The sequence below is a fragment of the Pseudarthrobacter leeuwenhoeki genome, from assembly GCF_055412885.1.
In genome coordinates, this window is record NZ_JBVAYY010000004.1 from 136,379 (window position 1) to 158,348 (window position 21,970).

The window sequence follows — 21,970 nt, forward strand, 5'->3', positions numbered from 1 at the left end:
CGGTGTCACTTCCGGGGGGCGAACCATGAATACAGCTGTGAGCATCCGCCGGTGCACGGCGGGCGACCTTCCCGCCTTGGGCTTGCACGAGCCTCCGGGGGCGAACATCGCCGAGAGCTTCCTGGGACCCCAGACAGCCGGGGGACCTGATCTATGCCACGGCATGGACGGGGGACACCCCGCACGGCGGGGCAGTGCTGGACTTCCGCGCCGGGCCCGTCCCTGAGCTCAAGCATCTCTACGTGCATCCCGGCAGCAGGGGATCGGGGGTCGGAAAAGCGCTCTGCCACTGGTTGGAAGACCAAGCCAGGCTGGCCGGCCACAGCGGGATCATCCTCGGGGTCGAACCCGGCAACACCGCGGCACGAAATCTCTACGAAGGCCTCGGCTACCGGCCCACCGGCGGCACCTGGACGTACTCCTACGAATACCTGGACGCGGCCGGCAACCGGACCGTTGCCACCGAAACATCCGCCGAGTTCCACAAATCACTCGCGCCGCCCGCGGCCGTCCAGGCTCGCACCGCCCCCGGCGGCACCCCCCCCGGCGGCACCCTCCCGCGTCCTCTCCTACAAAGGTGACCGGCAGCGGTAAATTATCCGCTGCCCGCGCCGACGCTCAGGCCACCGGGCTGCCCGAGTTCTCGGCGGACGATGACATTGGCTGGCTGCCGGGGTGGCAGCAACGCTCCGTCGAGGAGCAACGGGACCTCGCCGCCGCGATTGCAGCCCAGGACCGGTGGGTACTGGAAGGCGCCTTGTCCACGACTCGATCATCCGGTGGCATTTCCTGTCGTTCACACGGAAACGGCAGGTGATGCGCAGTCCCCACTCGGATCCTGCGATGCCGTCCGCCATCCCCGCCAGCTCGACGCCTGGCTCGCGAAGCTGTCCGCCAGGGGCGCCGGGCCCGGGCGGGCCGAAAGCCTCTGACCGGACTGCGGAGAGTGCATACGCTGGATTTATGGCTGTCCTCAAGGCCCCACGGGAGTTGCGGGAGGCTCAGCGTGATTCCCTGCTAAGGGCCGTGAAAGCGTTCCATACCTTTGCCTGGTTCACGATCGAGGCCTGCATGGTCTACGTCCTGTATGCCGGTGCCCGAGGCCGCACCGACCGCAGGGTGGGCCTGGCTGCGGGAGTCGTCACCGCCGAGACCCTGGTCTTCGCCGCGAACGGCTTCCACTGCCCGCTTACCGCCGTGGCCAAGGACCTGGGCGACGAGACGGGCTCCGTCACCGATATCTACCTGCCGCGGTGGTTCGCCCGGAACCTCCCGGGCATCCACATTCCGCTGATCCTCGCCGCTGTGCTGCTCCACTGGCGGATCCACCGCGCCGCTGGAAACACCACTGCGCACTGCGGCCCCGGCACGTTGGCAGGCACCCCGCCGGACGCCGTCGGCGCCGCTAGAGGATCGGGTTGCCGCTGAGGTCCACGCGGAAGCTCCCGATCACCTTGTTGTTCACGGTGTCGATGATGATCACAGAGTCTGCCGGCCAGGACGGGTCGGGAACAACGGTGTAAGGAACATCGGCGATCAAGGTGGGCCGCCCGGCGTCGTTGATCTTCCGGCTGAACGCATCGACCACAGTGTGTGGCGCCCTGACGGTCAAACCCATGATGATGTCCCCCAACATTGTCCCTGTCCGGCGGTCTCCCGCGCGGATGGGATGACCCTACCAGCCGCGACCCCTCGCGTCCGGAGCGGCAACCCGCCAGTTTTCGTGCCCGCTTCTCCCCGGACAGGCCACCCAGGATCCCCCCGGGCCCGCCGTCTTCATTTCCCGTCCCACCGGCTGGCTTACCGGGAGCTCGGCCCCGATCACCTCACCGGTGCCCGCGCAGGCGCCGCCGTACGGTTGCCCTGGCATCGCAGTCCGGGCTTCCTGAACGCGAAAGGGCGCTGCCCGGGGCCAGGCAGCGCCCGTCGGAGGCGTGCCGAGTTTGCGGGTAATCTAGGAGAGATCCGGAGCAGGCAGGATTTTCCGGAGGTGCACATGGCAGGCAGCAAAAGGCGAGGTTGATGGTCCACATCTGGAACGATCCGTCCGAAGTCCCGGCGGACTTTGGTCCTTCCGTCGTTACCTTCGGCAATTTCGACGGTGTGCACCGCGGCCACCAGCAGGTGCTCTCACAGCTCATCCGCATCGCCCGCCTGAACCACGCCCGGGCCGTCGCCATCACCTTCGACCCGCATCCGGCGCAGGTCCACCGCCCCGAATCCGCCCCGGAACTGATCATGGGCCTGGAGGACAAGCTGGTCGCGCTCGGCGAAGTCGGCCTCGACGCGGTGCTCGTCATGAAGTACTCCCTCGAACTGGCCAGCCTCACCCCCGAAGAATTCGTCGCCGACGTCCTGGTCGGCAGCCTCAAGGCCAGCCACGTCGTGATCGGCCACGACGCCCGGTTCGGCCGGGGCAACTCCGGGGACCTGGACACCATGCAGGAACTCGGCAGGAAGCTCGGGTTCGAGGTCCTGGTCATCAGCGAGTTCGGCTCCGAAGGCTTCCCGCTGCACCGTGATCCACACGAAGACCCGGACGACGACGGCGGCACGGACCGCCGCTGTTCCTCCACCTGGGTGCGAGAGGCACTGCGCGAGGGCGATGTGGCCACTGCGGCCGCCGTCCTGGGCAGGTCGCACCGGATGCGCGGCGAGGTGGTCCACGGGGCCGCGCGGGGCCGTGACCTCGGCTTCCCGACCGCCAACCTTGCCCCCAACGCGAGCGGCTACATCCCGGCGGACGGCATTTACGCCGGCTGGCTCGTCGACCAGGCCGGAGCGCGCTGGCCCGCCGCCATCTCCGTGGGCTCCAACCCCACCTTCGACGGCGTCAGCCGGCAGGTGGAGGCGCACGTGATCGACCGACCGGAAGAGGCTGTCGAGGACTTCGATCTGTACGGCCAGACAGTAGTGGTGGAATTCGTCGCCCGGCTGCGGGGGATGGTGGCGTACCGTGGCCCTGAAGCGTTGGTGGACCAGATGCGCCTGGACGTGGTCCAGGCCCACAACATTCTGTTCGCGCGCTGAACTGTCGCGCTGAATTGCCGCGCAGCGATGCACCGCCATGGGGCAAGGAAGGCAAGAAACGTGACGATTGAGAAAAATACCAGGGAGCTGGACAAGGATATTGTCCGGGACTTCAGCTCAAAGATGAGCTACGCGTCCTACCTGCAGCTGCCGACGCTCCTGAGCGCCCAGCAGCCGGTCAGCGCCCCGGAGCACCACGACGAGATGCTGTTCATCATCCAGCACCAGACCACGGAACTGTGGCTCAAGCTGGTCCTGCACGAGCTCCGCAGCGCCGCCGCCTGGCTCCGCTCCGACGATCTCGGCTCCGCCCTGAAAGCCATTGCCAGGGTCAAGCACATTCAGAAAACCCTCACCGAGCAGTGGTCCGTGCTGGCCACCCTCACACCCACGGAGTACTCGCAGTTCCGCGGATTCCTGGGCAACTCCTCCGGATTCCAGTCCAGCCAGTACCGCGCGGTCGAATTCCTGCTCGGGAACAAGAACCGCAAGATGCTGCCGGTATTCGAATCCGACCCCGAGGCCCACGCCATGCTGCTGGAGCTCCTCGAATCCCCGAGCATCTACGATGACTTCCTCGCCTACCTCAAGCGGCAGGGCTTCGACGTTCCCGCCTCGCTGCTGGAGCGGGACGTCACCCAGGCGCACGAGTACTGCGCCGGGCTCGTCCCGGTCTTCAAATACATCTACGAGAACGCCGCGGACAACTGGGGCGCCTACGAGGCCTGTGAGGAACTCGTGGACCTCGAGGACAACTTCCAGCTCTGGCGCTTCCGGCACCTGCGCACGGTGCAGCGCACCATCGGCATGAAGTCCGGCACCGGCGGCTCCAGCGGTGCGGCCTTCCTGCAGAAAGCGCTGGAACTGACCTTCTTCCCGGAGCTCTTCGCCGTCCGGACGGAGATCGGCCAGTGAGCACCCCTGAGCTGGAGACGGCGGGGTCCGCGGCAGAGGCCACCGCCGGCAACAACACAGCCCTGCTGCAGCGCGCCCGCGACCTGGACGCCGCCGACCCGCTGGCCGGCTACCGCGATCACTTCATCGGCACCGACACCGCCCTGTCCTACCTGGACGGCAACTCCCTGGGCCGCCCGCTCAAGCGCACCGTCACGGACATCAGCAGCTTCATCCAGGACCGCTGGGGCGGCCGGCTGATCCGCGGCTGGGACGAGGAATGGCTCGAGCTCCCGCAGGCCATCGGCGACCAGCTGGGCCGCGCCGTCCTCGGTGCCGCTGCGGGGCAGACCATCATCGCCGACTCCACCACGGTGGTCCTGTACAAGCTGATCCGGGCCGCGCTGGCCGCCGTGACCGATCCGGCACGCACCGAAATCGTGCTGGACACGGACAATTTCCCCACCGACAGGTACCTCGTGGAGGGCATCGCCCGCGAAGAGGGGCTCACGCTGCGGTGGATCGACGCCGATCCCTCCTCCGGCGTGACCGTCGGGCAGGTGCGGGCCGCAACCGGCCCGGCCACCGCTGTCGTGGTCCTGAGCCAGATCGCCTACCGCTCGGGGTTCCTCGCGGACCTGCCGGGCATCACCGCGGCCGTGCACGACGCCGGCGCGCTGGTGGTGTGGGACCTGTGCCACTCCGCGGGGTCGGTCGAGATCGCCCTGGACGCCGCCGACGTCGACTTCGCCGCCGGCTGCACCTACAAGTACCTCAACGGGGGACCGGGTTCGCCTGCGTTCGCCTACGTCAACGCCCGGCACCTGCCGGGGCTGCAGCAGCCGATCTGGGGCTGGATGGGCCGCAAGGATGCCTTCGAAATGGGCCCCGGCTATGAGGCCGCGGCCGGAATCCGCGGGTTCCTCAGCGGGACCCCCGCGGTGTTCGGGATGCTCGCCATGCGCGGCACCCTAAACCTGCTGGAGGAGGTGGGCATGGCTGCCGTCCGGGAGAAGTCACGGCTGCTGACCGAGTTCGCCGTGGAACTCCATGACGCCTGGCTCGCCCCGGCGGGCGTTGAACTCTCGACGCCGCGGGATCCGGAACTGCGCGGCAGCCACATCACGGTGGACCACCCGGCGTTCCGGGAGATGACCGCAGCGCTGTGGGAGCAGGATGTCATTCCGGATTTCCGGGCGCCGCACGGCATCCGGATCGGGCTCTCCCCGCTGAGCACGTCCTTTACGGAGTTGTACCGCGGGGTGGCCGCCATCCGCGAACGGCTGGCGGAGGGCTCTTCCGGGCAGCAGGACCAGCCGTTTCGACAAGATTAGCGGCGTGCCGGTAAACTAAGCGTTGGATCCGGCTGCAGTCCGTGGCGGCTGGTTCTTGTTGTGTACGGGCGGCCCTCCCTTGGGAGGGGAATCCCCGGCGCAGCACCCCCGGCAGTGAGTTACTGATTCGGGCCTCACGGCACATCTCTAGGAGTTATCGTGGCACTTGAAGCCGCTGTAAAGCAGTCCATCATCAAGGATTTCGCAACGTCCGAGGGCGACACCGGTTCGCCGGAGGTCCAGGTTGCAGTCCTGACTCAGCGGATCAAGGATCTCACTGAGCACATGAAGGTGCACAAGCACGATTACCACACCCAGCGCGGTCTGCTGGCCATGGTTGGTCGTCGTAAGCGCATGCTGACCTATCTCAAGAACACTGACATCACCCGCTACCGTGCGCTCATCGAGCGCCTCGGCCTGCGCCGCTAGTCAGCTTTAGGGGGCGGCCCCTTCCGGAACGGAAAGGGCCGCCTTTCTTCAAACTAAAACTCAACAGGAGGATCAACCGCATCACGCATTCGCGGTCTTCGGTAGTGATCTCCGGGAACGGCTTCAAGGGATGAAGCCCAGGCCCGTGGGTCTCGATCGATGACCGGGTGCAGTGCAGGCCAGCCGACAGAGGCTGGGCTGGGTTGGTGCGGCTGGACTCCGTGAACCATGAAACGGAGGTGACTCTCTATGGAGGGTCCCGAAATCCAGTTCTCAGAAGCAGTCATTGACAATGGCCGCTTCGGCAAGCGTGTAATCCGCTTTGAAACCGGCCGTCTTGCCAAGCAGGCAGCCGGCGCAGCGATGGTCTACCTCGATGAAGAGACCGCACTGCTGTCCGCCACCACCGCAGGCAAGCACCCGCGTGAAGGTTTCGACTTCTTCCCGCTGACCGTCGACGTCGAAGAGCGTATGTATGCCGCCGGCCGCATCCCGGGCTCGTTCTTCCGCCGCGAAGGCCGCCCGTCCACGGAAGCCATCCTGGCCTGCCGCCTGATGGACCGCCCGCTGCGTCCGACCTTCGTCAAGGGCCTGCGCAACGAAGTCCAGATTGTCGTCACCGTGCTCTCCATCAACCCGGACGAGCTCTACGACGTCGTGGCGATCAACGCTTCCTCGATGTCCACCCAGCTCTCCGGCCTGCCCTTCTCCGGCCCGATCGGCGGCGTCCGCGTTGCACTGATCGCCGACGAGCACGGTTCGCAGTGGGTTGCGTTCCCGAAGCACTCCCAGCTCGAGAACGCCGTCTTCAACATGGTCGTTGCCGGCCGCGTCAAGGACGATGACGTCGCCATCATGATGGTTGAAGCCGAAGCCACCGACAACTCCTGGAACCTCATCAAGGAACAGGGCGCCACCGCCCCGACCGAAGAAGTTGTTTCGGAAGGCCTCGAGGCCGCCAAGCCGTTCATCAAGGCCCTCTGCGACGCCCAGTCGGACCTGGCGGCACGCGCCGCCAAGCCGACCGTCGAGTTCCCGGTCTTCCTGGACTACCAGGACGACGTGTACGCCGCTGTGGAGTCCGCTGCCGCCGCAAAGCTGGCCGCTGTCTTCCAGATCGCCGACAAGCAGGAACGCGACACCGCATCGGATGCGCTCAAGGACGAGGTCACCTCTTCCCTGGCCGGCCAGTTCGAAGGCCGCGAGAAGGAGCTGTCCGCAGCCTTCCGCTCCGTCACCAAGCACGTTGTGCGCCAGCGCATCCTCACGGACCAGATCCGCATCGACGGCCGCGGCCTGACGGACATCCGCCAGCTCACCGCCGAGGTTGAGGTTCTGCCCCGCGTCCACGGCTCGGCCATCTTCGAGCGCGGCGAAACCCAGATCATGGGTGTCACCACGCTGAACATGCTCAAGATGGAACAGCAGATCGACTCGCTGTCTCCCGTGACGCGCAAGCGCTACATGCACAACTACAACTTCCCGCCGTACTCCACCGGCGAGACCGGCCGCGTCGGTTCCCCGAAGCGCCGCGAAATCGGCCATGGCGCCCTTGCAGAGCGCGCCATCATGCCGGTGCTGCCGTCCCGCGAGGAATTCCCCTACGCCATCCGCCAGGTGTCTGAGGCTCTGAGCTCCAACGGTTCGACGTCGATGGGTTCCGTCTGCGCCTCCACGCTGTCCCTGCTCAACGCAGGTGTGCCGCTGAAGGCCGCTGTTGCCGGTATCGCCATGGGCTTGGTCTCCGACCAGGTCGACGGCCAGACCCGCTACGCCGCCCTGACCGATATCCTCGGCGCCGAAGATGCCTTCGGTGACATGGACTTCAAGGTCGCCGGTACCGCCGAGTTCGTCACGGCCATCCAGCTGGACACGAAGCTCGACGGCATCCCGGCCTCCGTTCTGGCAGCCGCCCTGAAGCAGGCCCGCGAAGCCCGCCTGCACATCCTGGACGTCCTGAACTCCGCGATCGACACCCCGGATGAGCTCTCCGAGTTCGCTCCGCGCGTCATCGCGGTCAAGATCCCGATAGACAAGATCGGCGAGGTCATCGGCCCGAAGGGCAAGATGATCAACCAGATCCAGGAAGACACCGGAGCCGACATCTCGATCGAGGACGACGGAACTGTCTACATCGGCGCCACGAACGGCCCGTCTGCCGACGCAGCACGGTCCGCGATCAACGCCATCGCCAACCCGCAGATCCCGGAAATCGGTGAGCGCTACCTGGGCACGGTCGTCAAGACCACGACCTTCGGCGCCTTCGTTTCCCTGACTCCGGGCAAGGACGGTCTGCTGCACATCTCCGAGCTGCGCAAGATCGCCGGCGGCAAGCGCGTGGACAACGTCGATGACGTCGTCTCCGTCGGCCAGAAGATCCAGGTGGAAATCACCAAGATCGATGACCGCGGCAAGCTCTCGCTCTCACCCGTTGTGGCTGACGAGGCAGGCTCCGAGGGCGCCGACAACGCTGAGGTCTCCCTGGAGTCCGCAGAGTAGTTCGAGCTGAATTAAGCGGCGGGGCCGGTGGATAATCCACCGGCCCCGCCGCCGTTAACGGCTGCGGGGATCCCAGCCGCCGCCGCCGCTCGCGGCTGGCAGGGGCCGGTGCAGCGGCCGGACTGTTAGGGCGGTGTCCCGCTGATACGATTGCAGGCAGATTTGGCACGTACTTACTGAAAGGCCTTGATGACTGTCGTCCCCCTGCCGCTTGAGCAGAACCAGCACGCTGACACCCTGATCCACGGAGCCGACGGCGGTTCCGAAGTGCGCCGTTCGGTCCTGCCCGGCGGCGTCCGTGTGCTCACCGAAGCGATGCCGGGCCAGCGCTCGGCCACCATCGGTTTCTGGGTCGGCGTTGGCTCCCGCGACGAGGCGCCCGGGCAGCACGGGTCCACCCACTTCCTGGAGCACCTGCTGTTCAAGGGCACCAAGCGGCGCACCGCCCTTGAGATCGCCTCGGCCTTCGACGAAGTCGGCGGGGAATCCAATGCCGCCACGGCGAAGGAGAGCACCTGCTACTTCGCCCGGGTGCTGGACACGGACCTGCCGATGGCGATCGACGTCATCGCTGACATGATCACCGGCGCCGTGCTGGACCCGCAGGAGATGGAGCAGGAACGCGACGTCATCCTCGAGGAGATCGCGATGGACAGCGATGACCCCACCGACGTCGCCCACGAACACTTCGTCGCCGCCGTGCTGGGCACCCACCCGCTCGGCCGCCCGATCGGCGGTACCCCGGACGCCATCCGGGCCGTCGCCCGGGACTCGGTCTGGGACCACTACCGCCGCTACTACCGTCCGGACGAGCTCGTCATCACCGCCGCCGGGGGACTGGACCACGACGTCGTCTGCGGACTCGTCGTCGATGCCCTGCACTCCGCCGGCTGGAGCCTTGAACCCGACGCAGCCCCCGTGCAGCGCCGCTCCACCGACCGTGCCGCCATTACCGGCACCGCCGGCCTGCACGTGGTCAAGCGTCCGGTAGAGCAGGCCAACATCATCATGGGCTGCCCCACGATCGTCGCCACCGACGACCGCCGCTTCGTCATGAGCGTGCTCAACGCCGTGCTCGGCGGCGGCATGTCCTCCCGGCTGTTCCAGGAGGTCCGCGAGAAGCGTGGACTGGTGTACTCGACCTACTCCTTCGCCTCCTCCTACGCCGACGCCGGCTACTTCGGCATGTATGCCGGCTGCACGCCGTCGAAGGTCCGGCAGGTCCTGGAACTGCTCGGCGCCGAACTCGACAAACTGGCCGGGGGCGGCATCTCCGAGGAGGAACTCCGCAAGGCGGTCGGGCAGCTCTGCGGCGGAATCGTGCTGGCGCTGGAGGACACCGGCTCCCGGATGTCCCGGCTGGGACGCGCCGAACTTGTCTCCGGCGAGTACCAGGACATCGACGAGACCCTGCGCCAGATCAAGGCCGTCACCGCCGCCGAAGTCCAGGAGCTCGCCCGCGAACTCGCCGCCGCCCCGCGGACCGTCACGGTGGTGGGTCCCTTCGAGGAAACCGAGACCTTCGGCCTCTGACGGCCGGTCCCGCAGGACGCCGAGCCGGGGTGTACCTGCCCGGGTGGCGGTCACGCACCTAGACACGGCACGCGGCCCCGCGTGATGATGGGGACAGGGTCACTCGGGAGGACCCTGGAAGGAACCCCGGAAGGACCCTGGAAGGAACCCCCGGAAGGAAAATATGGACCGGCCGCTGCCAGGCAGTGCACACGAGGCGCTTGAGACGTTCCTGGGTCATTGGGCCGGCACCACGCAGTGGCAGGCCACGCCCTGGGGGCCGTCGCGGTCGGCCGCTGTCGAGCTGACCTTCGCCCGCGCAGCCGCCGGACGGGCCGTCACCTTCAGCTACCGGCACACGGAAGCCGACGGTGGCCGCTCCGAGGGCCATGGTGTCTTCACCGTGGACCCGGACCATCCGGAGACCCTCTGGTACCACGTCAACAGCATGGGACGGCCCCCGGAAGCGCCCGCCCGCGCCGGCTGGCAGGAGGGCACCCTCACCATGGAACGGCGCAGCGACCGCGGAACGTCGCGGCATACCTTCCGGGTGGACGACGGCGTGCTGACGCACAGTGCCGGACTCCGGCTGGGCTCAGCGAGCGAATTCACGCCCTTTATGACCTCGGTCTGCCGGCGCGCGGGCCAGGACGCCACCGTCCCCGCCTGAGGGATCTGGCCTCCCCGCGCCGTCGGTATTCCGCCGGACAACACGGTCGCCGAGCCTAGCCGCGCTCAGCAGCGGGCCGGTGGACGAACCCGGTGGCCTGTACGGGCCCGGCTATCTGGATGGCTGGGCGGAGAAGCTGCCGGCCCTGAGAGTCCGCGAGGTCCCGGACGTCAACCACGACACGATCATCATGGGCGCTGCGGGCGCTGCGGGCGCTGCGGGCGCTGCCGCCGTCGCGGACACCGTGAGGGAGGCGCTGGCGGTGGCCTGGCAGCCGCTCCGTTTCCGCCGCCGGACCCAGCACGGCGGAGCTGGCAGCGGAACCTGCGGATCCGCCCCTAGCCTCCGGCGAACGGCGGCAGCACGTCGAGGACGTCGTCCGGCTTCAGCGCCGCTGCACGGTTCCGCACCGCCACCTCATTGAGCAGGAAGCTGCTCCGGGACAGCAGGCGCGCCAGCGGCGGCGTTCCGGCCGGGGGCTCCGGGCGCTCGACGGCGAGGATCGCCGCCAGGAGCGAGGCCACGGTGGCGCCTGCGGGGAGCTCAAAGCGTTCCTCATCGACGCCGGCGGCAGCGCGCGCGGCAGCGAAATAACGTACGTTCACAGGTGGTTCAGCCTCCGATGGCGCTCATGCTGCGGTCCGGCTGGACGAAATCCGGGGCGTCCAGTCCGGCGTGGTCCATGCCGTGGGCCTTGGGCTTGATCCACATGGCGTCCTGCCAGCGCCCGGCGAGTTGTTCGTCGCTGGCGCCCTCGCGCAGCAGCCCCAGCAGGTCGACTTCCTCCCGGGAGAACAGGCAGCTCATGATCTTGCCCTCGGCCGTGATGCGGGTACGGCGGCAATCGGAGCAGAACGGCTCGGTCACGGAGGCGATGATCCCCACGGTTCCCAGCACGGGTCCGGCAGCCCCGGCCGGGCCGGGCACGCGGGCCCGGACCTCGAAGCGTTCGGCCGGGGCGCCGTCGCGGTCCCGCGGATCAGAGCTGAGCACGTAGTCGACGGAGAGCAGCTCGCGGATCTCCGCGGCGGTGATCATGTTCCGGCGGGTCCAGCCGTGGTCGGCGTCGAGCGGCATCTGCTCAATGAACCGCAGTTCGTAGCCGCGGTCCAGCGCCCAGGCCAGCAGTGCCGGGGACTCGAGGTCGTTGATGCCGCGCATCAGCACGGCGTTGAGTTTCACGGGGCCCAGTCCGGCGGCCCAGGCGGCGTCGACGCCGGCCAGGACCTTGTCCAGGAAAGGCCGGCGGGTCAGCTGGGTGAACGTTTCCTCGTGGAGGGAGTCCAGCGAGACGTTGATCCGGGACAGCCCGGCGGCTTTGAGCCCGGCTGCTTTCTTGTCCAGCCCGACGGCGTTTGTGGTCATGGAGATCGGAAGGTCAGGGTGGGCGTGGCGCAGCGCGGAAATGATGTCCAGCAGGTCGGCCCGGACCAGCGGTTCACCGCCGGTGAGCCGCAGTTCGCGCACACCCAGCATGTCAACGCCAATCCGGACGATCCGGACAATTTCCGCCGCGGACATCACCGCCTGCCGGGACAGCCACTCCAGGCCCTCGGCGGGCATGCAGTAGGTGCAGCGCAAATTGCATTTGTCCGTCAGGGAAAGCCGCATGTCCGTGGCACGGCGGCCGTAGCGGTCGACGAGGCCGGCGGGCATTCCGGCCGGGCGCCCGGCCGGCTGCGGGCCGGAGGTGCCGGCGACGGAACTGTCCGCCGCGCGGGGCTGGGGCATACCAAGCTGAACACTCATAACGTCAGGCTACGCCACCCCGGCACCGGCATCACTGAAGTTGGGCCCGGGATTGCCCTGTGGGGTTCCCGCCGCGTTCCCGATGCCGTTGGTTCTGCGTCCGGGAGACCGGAAGCCGGGTGCGGACGGGTCCGCCGGGCCGGCGCGAACTTATGCTGGAGGAGTGAACACCTCCCAGTACGGGCAGCCGGGCGCACGTCCACACCCCGGCCCGCAACACCCAGGCCCGCAACACCCCCGCCCGCAAACCCCTGCGCCGCGAATGTCGGACCGGCGAGCGACCGGCTGGGCGGCTGCCGCTGGTGTCGTGGCCGTCGGTACGGGGCTTGCTTCGGGCGAGCTCGCGGCGGGACTCCTGAGCCCCTCGCTCTCCCCGGTGACCGCCGTCGGCGGCGCCGTGATCGATGTGGTCCCGCAGGGCGTCAAGGACTGGGCCATTTCGCTGTTCGGCCCGGCGGACAAGATCGCCCTGCTGGCCGGCATGGGGCTCCTCATCGCCGCGCTGGCTGCCCTGTCCGGAATCGTGGAGCTGCGGCGCCGCTTCGCCGGGGTCGCCGTCATTGCCGTCTTCGGCGCGGTGGGGCTGGTGGCCGTCCTTGGCCGGGCCGAACTGACCGGGAACGCGGTCCCGGCCCCGCTGCTCGCCGCCGCCGTGGGCATGATCCTGCTGCGCTGGCTGATCGGCCGGCTCAGGGAGTGGCAGGCCGAAGCCGGACCGCCGCCCGGCGGTGCTGCCCCTGACGGTGCTGCCCCTGACGGTTCTGCCCCTGACGGTTCTGCCCCCGACGGTTCTGCCCCCGACGGTTCTGCCCCCGGCGGTGCTGCCCCCGCGGCGCCGCCTCCATCGCGCCGCCGTTTCCTCCAGGCGCTCGGCGGAACGGCCGCCGTCGCCGTGGCCGCCGGTATGCTCGCCGCGACGTTCCGGGGAGCCGCCGCCGTCGTGAATGAAGTGCGCCGCAAGCTCGCGCTCCCGGTGCCGGTGTCACCGGCCCCGCCGGTCCCGGCCGGAGCCGAGGTCCGGCTGGACGGAGTGGGCCCGCTGGTGACCCCCAACAAGGACTTCTACCGGATCGACACCGCACTGCGCGTCCCGGTGGTGGACCCCGCCCAGTGGTCCCTGAAGGTCACCGGCCTCGTGGAGCGCGGGATCTCACTGGACTTCGCCGCACTGCTTGCCAAACCCCTGATCGAACGGCACATCACCCTCGCCTGCGTCTCCAACGGGGTGGGAGGGGATTTGATTGGCAACGCCCGCTGGCTCGGCTGGCCGGTCCGGGACCTGCTGGCCCTCGCCGGCCCGAAGGACGGCGCCGATATGGTCCTGTCCCGCAGCGCGGACGGCTGGACCGCCGGAACCCCCCTGGCGGTGCTGACGGACAACCGGGACGCGCTCCTGGCCGTCGGCATGAATGGCGAACCGCTGCCGCTGGAACACGGCTTCCCGGTCCGGCTGGTCGTCCCCGGCCTCTACGGCTACGTCTCGGCGACCAAGTGGGTTACCGAGCTCAAGGTGACGCGCTTCGCGGACGACGTCGGCTACTGGACGCCCCGCGGCTGGAGCGAGCGGGGACCCATCAAGACCTCCTCCCGGATCGATGTGCCCCGGGATGGCCGCCCCGTGAGCGCCGGGACGGTGGCTTTCGGCGGGGTCGCCTGGGCCCAGCACACCGGGATCGGTCGGGTGGAGCTCCGGGTCAACCGCGGCGGGTGGCAGGAGGCGGAGCTGGCGCCCGGGATCTCCCGGGACACCTGGTACCAATGGAAACTGGAGCTGCCGCTGACTCCCGGCCAGTACGAGGTCCAGGTCCGCGCCACGGACCTCAACGGCGCCGCGCAGGCGGAGGAACGCGCCCCGGTGGCACCCAACGGGGCGAGCGGCTTTCACACGGTTAGAGTTGACGTGAAGTCCTAACCGCCCGGCCACCACGCCGGGCCGGGGAGCCGGGCCGGCGAGCCACGCCAATGGCTCACGACGAGGGGTCACCAACGCATGCACCGCACCCAGACACGGCACGTCACCGTGGAAGCGCACCGCGAGTCCGTCCGCCGGCTTCTGGCCCCACTCCGCAGCCCGGACCGGATTGAGCTGCTCCCGCTCCTGGCGGCCCTGGGCCGGGGACTCGCGGCGGACATCACGGCCCCGCTGGACCTGCCCCCGTTCGCGAATTCGCAGATGGACGGCTTCGCCATCCGCAGCGCCGACGTGCCCGACGGCGGCACCGAACTGCGCGTTGCCGCCCCCGTGCCGGCCGGTGCCGCACCCCCTGAACTGGCTCCCGGGACAGCCGCCCCGATCATGACCGGCGCCATGCTGCCGCCCGGGGCGGACGCCGTCGTACCGATCGAACAGGCCCTTCCCGCGGTCTTCCCTGCACCCGGCATGCCGGCCACGGTCCGGCTGCCCGCCGCCCCGGCCAGGAACTTCATCCGCGATGCGGGCAGCGACATCCGCTCCGGGGAGCTGGCCCTCGCCGCCGGGACTCACCTGGGACCCGGACAGCTGGGACTGCTGGCCGCCCTGGGACTCACCGAAGTCCCCGTCTACCGGGTACTGCGGATCCTGCTCGTCACCACCGGCGACGAAGTCGTGGAACCGGGCAGCCCCCTGGGGCCCGGCAAGATTTACGATTCCAACGCCACGCTGCTGGAATCCTCCATGCGCCAGGCCGGCCTCGACGTCACCCGGACCGGGATCTCCACGGACCGCCCGGAGGAACTCGCAGGCCTGCTGCGCAGGCATGCGGCGGACGTGGACCTCATTGTCACCACCGGCGGTGTCAGCAAGGGCGCGTACGAGGTGGTCCGGCAGGCAATGGAGGGTCACGACGTCGACTTCTTCGGCGTCGCGATGCAGCCCGGCGGCCCGCAGGGGATCGGAACCTTCGACGGCGTCCCGGTCCTCGGCTTCCCGGGGAACCCCGTGAGCTGCCTCGTCTCCTTCGAGATGTTCCTCCGGCCCGCCCTCGGCGACCTCTTCGGCTCGCCGGCGCCGCGTCCGGTCCTCAGGGCACGGCTGGCCGGGGCGCTGGCGTCCCCGGCCGGCAAGCACCAGGTACGGCGCGGCACGGTCCACCCCGACGGCACCGTCCGGCTGGAAGGAGGCACCGGCTCGCACCTCGTCAGCGCACTGGCGCACTCCAACGCCCTGATCCAGGTCCCGGAAGGAATTGCCGCGCTCGCCGAGGGCGCCGAGGTGGAAGTATGGATGCTGTGAACGAAGAAAACCCCGCAGCGGGAACCCCAGGCCTGACCCACCTCCGGCAGGACGGCACGGCCCAGATGGTTGACGTGTCCAACAAGGCGGAGAGCACCCGCGAGGCCACCGCCACCGCCACGGTCCGCAGCACCGCCGAGGTCCTGGCCCTGCTCGGCGCGGGAGACCTGCCCAAGGGAGATGCCCTCGCCGTCGCCCGGGTCGCCGGCATCATGGCCGCCAAAAAGACCGCGGACCTGATCCCGCTGTGCCACCCGCTGCCGATCGCCAAGGTCACGGTCGACTTCGAGCTCGACACCGACACGGTCACCGTCTTCGCCACGGTCAAGACCCGCGGGCTCACCGGCGTCGAGATGGAAGCGCTGACAGCGGCCTCGGTGGCCGCACTCAGCGTGTACGACATGATTAAGGCCGTGGACAAACACGCGGTGCTGACGGATATCAAGGTGCTGGCCAAAAGCGGCGGCAAGAGCGGAGACTGGACACGATGAGCATGCCCGAACCACACCGGCACGGCGAAGCCACCGGGCGCAAGGCCGGCGTCGTGATCGCCTCCACCCGGGCCGCGGCCGGCATCTATGAGGACCTGACCGGTCCCGTCATCATCGACTGGCTCACCGAACACGGCTTCGAGACCTACCCGGCCCTCGTGGTCCCGGACGGCGAAGCCGTGGGCGCGGCACTGCGCGCGCTCCTGACCCAGGCGCCGGCTGTCATCATCACCAGCGGCGGCACCGGCCTCAGCCCCACCGACGCCACTCCGGAACAGACCCTGCCCCTGCTGGACCGGGAGATCCCGGGCATCATGGAGGGCATCCGCGGGGCCGGGACCGCCAAGACCCCGCTGGCGATGCTCAGCCGCGGCTACGCCGGTGCCGCCGGCCAGACCTTCATCGTCAATCTCCCCGGATCCCCGAAGGGCGTGATGGACGGCCTCAGCGTGCTGGATCCCATCCTTGGACACCTGTGCGACCAGCTGGAGGGCAGCCATGGCCACTGACTCGACCGTTGAGGTGGTGTACGCGGTGCTCAGCGACGAGCCCATCTCCGTGGAGCAGGCGATCGCTGCGGTCGAATCGGACACCGCGGGCGCCGTGGTCAGCTTCAGCGGCGTGGTCCGGAACCACGACGGCGGCAAGCCCGTCCAGCGGCTCGGCTACAGCGCGCACCCGACGGCGCACCAGGTGATGGCCGACGTCGTCGCGCAGCTGGCCGCCGAACAGGCTGCCGGAGGATCCGCCGGGACAGCCGCTGCCGGGACAGCCGCTGCCGGGACAGCCGCTGCCGGGACAGACGCTGCCGGGACAGGCGGGGAAACCGGCAGCGGACCGGCCCAGCCGGTGCGGATCTGGGTGGCGCACCGGACCGGGATGCTGGAGATCGGTGACCCCGCCCTGGTCTGCGCCGTCTCCGCCGCGCACCGGGGCCAGGCCTTCGCGGTGTGCTCGGAGCTCGTGGACCGGGTCAAGGCCCAGGTTCCGATCTGGAAGGAACAGTTCTTTACCGACGGCACGGTCGAGTGGGTCGGCGCGGGCGCATAGCCCCGCCCCGCCCCGCCCGCAACCCAGGGGATCAGCACCGCGCGGCGGGGCTGTCACGCAGGGCCGCCGGTTCCGGCCGGCGCCCGCCCCGGCGGTAGGGTTGATGGCATGACCGAACAACTCGCAGTCGCCGTGCTGGGCGCGAACGGGCGCATGGGCGCCGAAGCGGTGAGAGCCGTCGAGGCCGCCGCGGACCTGAAACTTGTCGCCGCGCTGGGCCGGAACGACTCCCTGGACACCCTCGTCGACGCCGGAGCCCGGATCGTGGTGGACCTGACGGTCCCCGGGAGCACCGAGGGGAACGTCCGCTTCGCCATCGAACACGGCATGCACGCCGTCGTGGGAACGACCGGCTGGGACACGGAGAAGCTGGGCCGGCTCGAGGAGCTCCTCGCCGGCCAGGCCGGCGTCGGAGTCCTGATCGCACCGAACTTCGCGCTCGGCTCGGTTCTGGCCTCGGCGTTCGCGGCCAAGGCCTCGCGCTATTTCGAATCGGTGGAAATCATCGAACTGCACCACCCGGACAAGGTGGACGCCCCGTCCGGAACGGCCGTCCGCACCGCGCAGCTGATCTCCGCCGAGCGGGTCGCCGCCGGCCTCCCGGCCAGCCCCGACGCCACCACCAGTGAGCTTGCCGGCGCGCGCGGCTGTGAGGTCGACGGCGTCCGCGTCCACAGCGTCCGGCTCCGCGGCCTCGTGGCGCACCAGGAAGTCCTGCTGGGCGGGCCGGGGGAGCAGCTGACCCTCCGGCACGACTCCTTTGACCGGGCGTCGTTTATGCCCGGCGTGCTGCTGGGTGTGCGCAGCGTCGCCTCCCGGCCGGGCCTAACCGTGGGCCTGGACGGCTACATGGACCTGGGGCTTTGAGCGCCGTGGCCAACGTCCTGACCGCGTTTAAAGCCAACCGCACCAAGATCTGGGTCGGTGCCGTCACCCTCCTGCTGGTCTTCTACCTCGTGGTGTCCTTCCAGCGCGCGGTGCTGCTGATGACGGACGCCAACCCGGTGGCGAAGGCCATTGGCGTGGCGTACCTGCTCCTGCCGGTGATCGGGGCGTGGGCCCTCGTCCGCGAGCTGCTCTTCGGCGCCCGCACCGAACGGCTGGCGAAGATCCTTGAAGCCGAGGGCGGCCTGCCGGTGGACAATCTGCCGCGCACCCCCGCCGGGCGGATCATCCGCGAGGCCGCGGACCTTGAATTCGAGAAGTACCGGGCCGAGACGGAAGCGGCACCGGAGGACTGGCGCTCCTGGTTCCGGCTCAGTTGCGCCTATGACGCCGCGGGCGACCGCAAGCGGGCACGCGCCTCGATGCGCGACGCTCTCCGGCTGTACCGTACGGGATCCCGCCAGGCCTGAGCCGCGGACGGCGTGCCGGCGCTGGCGCCGGGGACGCTACCGGATGCGGGCCGGCTGGTAGCGGCCGAGCTGGTTGGCGGCGTGTGCCACCCACTCCAGCGGCCCCCGCCAGGCCAGGGCCGCGAACATTCCGCCCAGGACCAGGATTGCCACGGCCTGCGCCCAATAGACGGTCTCGACCGTCCACCCGGACGGCAGGGGCTGGCCGTACAGCGAGGCCATCACGCACAGGTGGGCGGTGTAGAAGCTCAGGGTCATGGCGCCGGCACCCCGCAGCGGGAGCAGCACGTCCAGCCCGATCCGCTGGACCAGCCGGCCGAGCAGCAGGCAGACGCCGACGACGGCGGCCGCCACCCCCGAGGTGTGCAGCAGGTCCAGTGTCGTGCCCGAATGCGGGGCACTGGAGGCGAGCCACCAGGCGGAGCCGGTTTGGTCCACACCGGCCAGGTTGACCTGCAGGAGGCTCTCCAGCGGATACGAGGGATTGAGCAGGGACGCCTGCAGCGAAGCCCGGCCGCCCCAGTCCTCCATCATCACCACGCTGAACCACTTGGCCAGGACCGCCACGGCGGTTCCCGCCGCGAGCAGCAGTACCGGGACCGCGGCCCTCGTGAGGGCCAGCCGGCCGATCGCGAGGCCGATCAGCAGATAGGCAATCCACTGCAGGACCGGATAGTAGCCGGTCAGGAACAGATCCCCGAGGAGCACGGCGGGGGTGGACAGATCCTCCCACTTGGGGTTGTGGCCCAGCTGCAGCGGCGGTTCGGCGACGAGGAGCCAGGGCCGCAGCAGGAAGGCGAGCGCCGGGCTCACGAGCACCCAGCCGGCGGCCAGTACCAGCAGGTGTCTGGCGTCCAGGCCGAGGAACGGCAGCACGCACAGGAACAACACGGCGTAGTGGACCAGATTGATGGCGATGTTCACTTCGAGCCCGCCAAGGGAGAGCCCGACGGCGCCGACCACCAGGGCCCGGAGCGCGATGCCCCGGCGGGCCGCCCACAGTTGCGGACCCTGGAGCGGCTGCTGTTTGCCGGTGGACAGTGCCAGTCCGATCCCGGCGAGGACGGCGAACAGGGCCGAGGCGCGACCGGAAAACACAAGCCCCACCCAGGTGGGGGTGAGCTGGGCGTCGGACTCGAAGGTGGGAAACACGTGGGTGGCCATCATGCCCAGAAGGGCCAGCCCGCGGGCGGCGTCGATGCCCGACAGCCGCGCTCCGGGACTGCCCGTTTTGCGGCCTCCGGCTTTGCTTCCGGCCCTGCCCCGGGCGGTCCTGGCTGAGGAGGCGATTCCGCGCGGGGTCATGCCTCGATCGTCTCATATCCGCCGGTGCGGCAGCCTGCCCAACGCTGTGGGACCGCACCTCTTGTATTCGAATATATGTTCGAATAGCATGGGCCTATGAACAACACACCAGAGCCCGCCTTTCCGGGATCCGGCAACCCGCGATCTACCACTCCGGGATCCAGCAACCCGGGATCTACCACGCCGGGCTCCACCAGGCCGGAGCGGCGCGTCCCGGACGCGGGGTCCGGTGTCCTCAAGGCGATGAGCCCCGGCGTCGTGGATTTCCTCTTCCGGCAACTGGTGGCCGGCGAAGCCGCAGAGGACGTCCAGTGGCAGCGCGAAGGCACCGTCCTGTCCGCGCAGGCCCCGGGGGCGGAACTGGCCCGCAGACTCGCCGAGACGGACCTCGAATCCCTGACCCCCACCGAGCTGTTCCATTACGTGCGGGCGGCCCAGCGGCTCGCGGCCTGGGCCGAGTCCCTGCGCGAAACCGCAGTGGGACGCTACTGCACCGCCCCGCCAGGCGGTGATGCCTCTCCGGCCTGACTCAGCGGCTGCCGCCTGTCCTCATCCCGGACGCCCTGCCCGCGGCAGGGCGCGGTGCCTAGGATGGCAGGGTGACCACCGCACTGACGCTCTCCGCCATCCAGTACACGGCCCTCGACGGCGGCATTCCCGCGAATACCGCCGAACACATCCGCCTCATCGAAGATGCGGATGACCACGGCGCCCGGCTGGTGGTGTTTCCCGAGCTATCCCTGACCGGCTATGACCTCAGGGGACTGGCGGACCCGCAGCGGTGGGTGACCGCCGAGGACGCGCGGCTGGACGGCCTGCGCGAAATCTGCCGCCGGACCGGGATCACCGCAGTCGTCGGCGCCCCTTTCAGGGAAGCGGACGGCACGCCCCGGCTGGCCTCGCTCGCCCTGCACCCCAGCGGTGGGCTGAAAACCGGTTTCAAGGTGTGGCCCCAGGGCCAGGAGCGGCGGCTCTTCCGCGCCGGCGGCCAGGGCGGCCAAGCGGTCATCCTGGACCTGGATGGCTGGCGTATCGCCCTGGCCATCTGCCTGGACGCCGCCCGTCCGGTCCATGCCGGTGAGGCGGCGGAGGCCGGCGCCGACGTCTACGCCGTTTCGGCCCACTGCGCCGGCGAGGACCAGCGGCTGGCCCTGCACCTTGGCGCGCGGGCCATGGACAACCGGATGTTCAGCGTGCTGGCCAACCTCGGGGGCACCACCGGTGGTGGTCCCTCAGCCGGTGGGAGCGGTTTGTGGGGCCCCGACGGACGGGTGATCCGTCATGCGGCCGGCACAGGGACCGAAGTGCTGACCGCGACCCTGACCTACAGCGCCCAGGACTGCCACGCCCAGGACTGCCACGCCCGGGACCGCCACGCCCGGGACCGCCACGCCCGGAACCGCTCCGCCCCGGCATCCCGCGGACCGGCCGTTGGATGAGGCGTCGGGACCCGGCTTGATCTTCATCACGTCGTCGTCATTGTCACATCACGGCGGTGACAGGGTAACGTTTTTCATATGGCTGACTCTGATACTCGCTCTTACACGTTCGGAACCCTCGCGACCGCCATGGTCACGCCTTTCACATCCGACGGTGAGGTCGATTACCAGCAGAACGCCGAGCTGGCCAACAAGCTCGTCGACGACGGCAACGACGCCCTTGTTATTTCCGGCACCACGGGGGAGACCTCCACGCTGGAAGACGACGAGAAGGAAAAGCTTTTCCGGGTCATCGTGGAGGCCGTCGGGGACCGGGCCAAGGTCATCGCCGGAACCGGCACCAACCACACCTCGCACTCGATTGAGATGGCCAAGCGCGCCGCCAAGGCCGGGGCACACGGACAGCTGATCGTCACCCCGTACTACAACAAGCCGAGCCAGGCCGGCATCCAGGCGCACATCGAAGCCGTCGCTGACGCCGCAGATCTTCCCGTGATGGTCTACGACATCCCCGGCCGGTCCTGCGTGCCGATTCTGCCCGACACCATGATCCGGCTCGCGGAGCACCCGAACATTGTGGCCCTCAAGGACGCCAAGGCCGACTACGCAGCCCTCACCAGGGTTCTCGCGAACACTGACCTGGACGTCTACTCGGGCGACGACGGACTGACCCTGCCGTGGATGGCAGCGGGCGCCGTCGGGCTCGTCAGCGTCTCCGCACACGTCGCGTCGCGGCGGTTCCGCGCCATGATCGACGCCGCACTTGCGGGTGACTTCGCCACCGCCCGCACCATACATTTCGAACTGGACCCTGTGGTCCGTGCAGTGATGACCCATATTCAGGGTGCTGTTGCTGCGAAGCAAGTTCTTAAGTGGCAGGGATTCCTGCCCAACTCGGTTGTCCGTTTGCCCCTCGTGGAGCCGGACGAAGCTGAGATCGAAACCATCCGCGAGGACTTGGCGGAAGCCGGAATGGTCTTTTCCTGATCAGGTGCTCCA

General features: G+C 69.1%; 22 protein-coding genes and 1 pseudogene. 19 read left to right on the plus strand and 4 right to left on the minus strand.

Annotated features, from left to right (window positions below; translation table 11 throughout):
- Positions 1-137: 137 nt before the first annotated feature.
- Positions 138-581: pseudogene (locus tag ACZYX4_RS04910) on the plus strand (GNAT family N-acetyltransferase); the annotation flags it as partial.
- A 382-nt stretch (positions 582-963) separates the two neighbouring features.
- Positions 964-1,428, plus strand: coding sequence for a hypothetical protein (locus ACZYX4_RS04915; RefSeq protein ID WP_463874134.1), 465 nt, complete (start codon positions 964-966; stop codon positions 1,426-1,428).
- Here ACZYX4_RS04915 and ACZYX4_RS04920 read toward each other — a convergent pair.
- The gene (locus tag ACZYX4_RS04920) at positions 1,406-1,618 is read right to left on the minus strand and encodes a hypothetical protein (RefSeq protein WP_463874135.1); all 213 of its coding nucleotides are present in this window, start codon (positions 1,616-1,618) and stop codon (positions 1,406-1,408) included. The genes ACZYX4_RS04915 and ACZYX4_RS04920 overlap by 23 nt on opposite strands.
- A gap of 404 nt (positions 1,619-2,022) precedes the next feature.
- Between ACZYX4_RS04920 and ACZYX4_RS04925 the strand changes: the two genes are divergently transcribed.
- The 7 genes from ACZYX4_RS04925 to ACZYX4_RS04955 all read left to right on the plus strand — a co-directional run bounded on the left by ACZYX4_RS04925 (position 2,023) and on the right by ACZYX4_RS04955 (position 10,368).
- Positions 2,023-3,030, plus strand: coding sequence for a bifunctional riboflavin kinase/FAD synthetase (locus ACZYX4_RS04925; RefSeq protein ID WP_463874137.1), 1,008 nt, complete (start codon positions 2,023-2,025; stop codon positions 3,028-3,030).
- Positions 3,031-3,090: 60 nt separating this feature from the next.
- On the plus strand, positions 3,091-3,945 hold the full coding sequence (gene kynA, locus ACZYX4_RS04930) for a tryptophan 2,3-dioxygenase (RefSeq protein WP_463874138.1): 855 nt from the start codon (positions 3,091-3,093) through the stop codon (positions 3,943-3,945).
- Between the two features lie 11 nt (positions 3,946-3,956).
- Positions 3,957-5,258, plus strand: coding sequence for a kynureninase (locus tag ACZYX4_RS04935; protein ID WP_463874263.1), 1,302 nt, complete (start codon positions 3,957-3,959; stop codon positions 5,256-5,258).
- Positions 5,259-5,417: 159 nt separating this feature from the next.
- Positions 5,418-5,687, plus strand: a complete 270-nt coding sequence (gene rpsO / locus ACZYX4_RS04940) for a 30S ribosomal protein S15 (protein WP_226760651.1) — start codon at positions 5,418-5,420, stop codon at positions 5,685-5,687.
- Positions 5,688-5,936: 249 nt separating this feature from the next.
- The gene (locus ACZYX4_RS04945) at positions 5,937-8,186 is read left to right on the plus strand and encodes a polyribonucleotide nucleotidyltransferase (RefSeq protein ID WP_463874141.1); all 2,250 of its coding nucleotides are present in this window, start codon (positions 5,937-5,939) and stop codon (positions 8,184-8,186) included.
- A gap of 189 nt (positions 8,187-8,375) precedes the next feature.
- A complete protein-coding gene (locus tag ACZYX4_RS04950) occupies positions 8,376-9,719 on the plus strand; it encodes a M16 family metallopeptidase (RefSeq protein WP_463874142.1) in 1,344 nt (447 codons plus the stop codon).
- Between the two features lie 163 nt (positions 9,720-9,882).
- On the plus strand, positions 9,883-10,368 hold the full coding sequence (locus tag ACZYX4_RS04955; RefSeq protein ID WP_463874144.1) for a DUF1579 domain-containing protein: 486 nt from the start codon (positions 9,883-9,885) through the stop codon (positions 10,366-10,368).
- Between the two features lie 338 nt (positions 10,369-10,706).
- On the opposite strand, the gene ACZYX4_RS04960 is transcribed toward ACZYX4_RS04955, so the two are convergent.
- Positions 10,707-10,973: a MoaD/ThiS family protein gene (locus tag ACZYX4_RS04960; protein WP_463874145.1), complete on the minus strand. Its 267-nt coding sequence runs from the start codon at positions 10,971-10,973 to the stop codon at positions 10,707-10,709.
- A gap of 7 nt (positions 10,974-10,980) precedes the next feature.
- Positions 10,981-12,117, minus strand: a complete 1,137-nt coding sequence (gene moaA / locus ACZYX4_RS04965; RefSeq protein ID WP_463874147.1) for a GTP 3',8-cyclase MoaA — start codon at positions 12,115-12,117, stop codon at positions 10,981-10,983.
- 262 nt (positions 12,118-12,379) lie between these two features.
- Between moaA and ACZYX4_RS04970 the strand changes: the two genes are divergently transcribed.
- The 7 genes from ACZYX4_RS04970 (at position 12,380) to ACZYX4_RS05000 (ending at position 18,227) form a co-directional block, all read left to right on the plus strand.
- On the plus strand, positions 12,380-14,029 hold the full coding sequence (locus ACZYX4_RS04970) for a molybdopterin-dependent oxidoreductase (RefSeq protein WP_463874149.1): 1,650 nt from the start codon (positions 12,380-12,382) through the stop codon (positions 14,027-14,029).
- Between the two features lie 78 nt (positions 14,030-14,107).
- Entirely contained in the window at positions 14,108-15,331 is a 1,224-nt protein-coding gene (locus ACZYX4_RS04975) for a molybdopterin molybdotransferase MoeA (RefSeq protein ID WP_463874151.1), read from the plus strand.
- Complete coding sequence (moaC, locus tag ACZYX4_RS04980) at positions 15,319-15,822, plus strand: cyclic pyranopterin monophosphate synthase MoaC (RefSeq protein WP_463874152.1); 504 nt, start codon at positions 15,319-15,321, stop codon at positions 15,820-15,822. The genes ACZYX4_RS04975 and moaC overlap by 13 nt, the downstream gene beginning before the upstream one ends.
- Positions 15,819-16,331 carry a MogA/MoaB family molybdenum cofactor biosynthesis protein gene (locus ACZYX4_RS04985; protein WP_463874153.1) on the plus strand — a complete coding sequence of 171 codons (513 nt, stop codon included), beginning with the start codon at positions 15,819-15,821 and terminating at the stop codon, positions 16,329-16,331. The genes moaC and ACZYX4_RS04985 overlap by 4 nt, the downstream gene beginning before the upstream one ends.
- On the plus strand, positions 16,321-16,872 hold the full coding sequence (locus tag ACZYX4_RS04990) for a molybdenum cofactor biosynthesis protein MoaE (RefSeq protein ID WP_463874155.1): 552 nt from the start codon (positions 16,321-16,323) through the stop codon (positions 16,870-16,872). The genes ACZYX4_RS04985 and ACZYX4_RS04990 overlap by 11 nt, the downstream gene beginning before the upstream one ends.
- Before the next feature lie 108 nt (positions 16,873-16,980).
- On the plus strand, positions 16,981-17,739 hold the full coding sequence (gene dapB, locus ACZYX4_RS04995; RefSeq protein ID WP_463874158.1) for a 4-hydroxy-tetrahydrodipicolinate reductase: 759 nt from the start codon (positions 16,981-16,983) through the stop codon (positions 17,737-17,739).
- Positions 17,740-17,744: 5 nt separating this feature from the next.
- Complete coding sequence (locus ACZYX4_RS05000; protein ID WP_463874264.1) at positions 17,745-18,227, plus strand: hypothetical protein; 483 nt, start codon at positions 17,745-17,747, stop codon at positions 18,225-18,227.
- A 36-nt stretch (positions 18,228-18,263) separates the two neighbouring features.
- On the opposite strand, the gene ACZYX4_RS05005 is transcribed toward ACZYX4_RS05000, so the two are convergent.
- Complete coding sequence (locus ACZYX4_RS05005) at positions 18,264-19,532, minus strand: heparan-alpha-glucosaminide N-acetyltransferase domain-containing protein (protein WP_463874159.1); 1,269 nt, start codon at positions 19,530-19,532, stop codon at positions 18,264-18,266.
- A 96-nt stretch (positions 19,533-19,628) separates the two neighbouring features.
- Between ACZYX4_RS05005 and ACZYX4_RS05010 the strand changes: the two genes are divergently transcribed.
- From ACZYX4_RS05010 to dapA, 3 genes are all read left to right on the plus strand, one after another.
- The gene (locus tag ACZYX4_RS05010) at positions 19,629-20,060 is read left to right on the plus strand and encodes a hypothetical protein (protein ID WP_463874161.1); all 432 of its coding nucleotides are present in this window, start codon (positions 19,629-19,631) and stop codon (positions 20,058-20,060) included.
- Between the two features lie 71 nt (positions 20,061-20,131).
- Entirely contained in the window at positions 20,132-20,971 is an 840-nt protein-coding gene (locus ACZYX4_RS05015; protein WP_463874162.1) for a carbon-nitrogen hydrolase family protein, read from the plus strand.
- Positions 20,972-21,049: 78 nt separating this feature from the next.
- Positions 21,050-21,958 (plus strand): 4-hydroxy-tetrahydrodipicolinate synthase, encoded by a 909-nt coding sequence (dapA, locus tag ACZYX4_RS05020; protein ID WP_463874164.1) that lies wholly within the window; start codon positions 21,050-21,052, stop codon positions 21,956-21,958.
- The last annotated feature ends 12 nt before the right edge of the window (positions 21,959-21,970 follow it).

Excerpts from the sequence above, each read along its gene's own strand:
- ACZYX4_RS04915 (WP_463874134.1), top strand. The coding sequence starts at position 964 with ATGGCTGTCCTCAAGGCCCCACGGGAGTTGCGGGAGGCTCAGCGTGAT.
- ACZYX4_RS04920 (WP_463874135.1), bottom strand. The coding sequence starts at position 1,618 with ATGGGTTTGACCGTCAGGGCGCCACACACTGTGGTCGATGCGTTCAGC.
- ACZYX4_RS04925 (WP_463874137.1), top strand. The coding sequence starts at position 2,023 with ATGGTCCACATCTGGAACGATCCGTCCGAAGTCCCGGCGGACTTTGGT.
- ACZYX4_RS04945 (WP_463874141.1), top strand. The coding sequence starts at position 5,937 with ATGGAGGGTCCCGAAATCCAGTTCTCAGAAGCAGTCATTGACAATGGC.
- ACZYX4_RS04950 (WP_463874142.1), top strand. The coding sequence starts at position 8,376 with ATGACTGTCGTCCCCCTGCCGCTTGAGCAGAACCAGCACGCTGACACC.
- ACZYX4_RS04955 (WP_463874144.1), top strand. The coding sequence starts at position 9,883 with ATGGACCGGCCGCTGCCAGGCAGTGCACACGAGGCGCTTGAGACGTTC.
- moaA (WP_463874147.1), bottom strand. The coding sequence starts at position 12,117 with ATGAGTGTTCAGCTTGGTATGCCCCAGCCCCGCGCGGCGGACAGTTCC.
- ACZYX4_RS04970 (WP_463874149.1), top strand. The coding sequence starts at position 12,380 with ATGTCGGACCGGCGAGCGACCGGCTGGGCGGCTGCCGCTGGTGTCGTG.
- ACZYX4_RS04975 (WP_463874151.1), top strand. The coding sequence starts at position 14,108 with ATGCACCGCACCCAGACACGGCACGTCACCGTGGAAGCGCACCGCGAG.
- moaC (WP_463874152.1), top strand. The coding sequence starts at position 15,319 with ATGGATGCTGTGAACGAAGAAAACCCCGCAGCGGGAACCCCAGGCCTG.
- ACZYX4_RS04985 (WP_463874153.1), top strand. The coding sequence starts at position 15,819 with ATGAGCATGCCCGAACCACACCGGCACGGCGAAGCCACCGGGCGCAAG.
- ACZYX4_RS04990 (WP_463874155.1), top strand. The coding sequence starts at position 16,321 with ATGGCCACTGACTCGACCGTTGAGGTGGTGTACGCGGTGCTCAGCGAC.
- dapB (WP_463874158.1), top strand. The coding sequence starts at position 16,981 with ATGACCGAACAACTCGCAGTCGCCGTGCTGGGCGCGAACGGGCGCATG.
- ACZYX4_RS05005 (WP_463874159.1), bottom strand. The coding sequence starts at position 19,532 with ATGACCCCGCGCGGAATCGCCTCCTCAGCCAGGACCGCCCGGGGCAGG.
- ACZYX4_RS05010 (WP_463874161.1), top strand. The coding sequence starts at position 19,629 with ATGAACAACACACCAGAGCCCGCCTTTCCGGGATCCGGCAACCCGCGA.
- dapA (WP_463874164.1), top strand. The coding sequence starts at position 21,050 with ATGGCTGACTCTGATACTCGCTCTTACACGTTCGGAACCCTCGCGACC.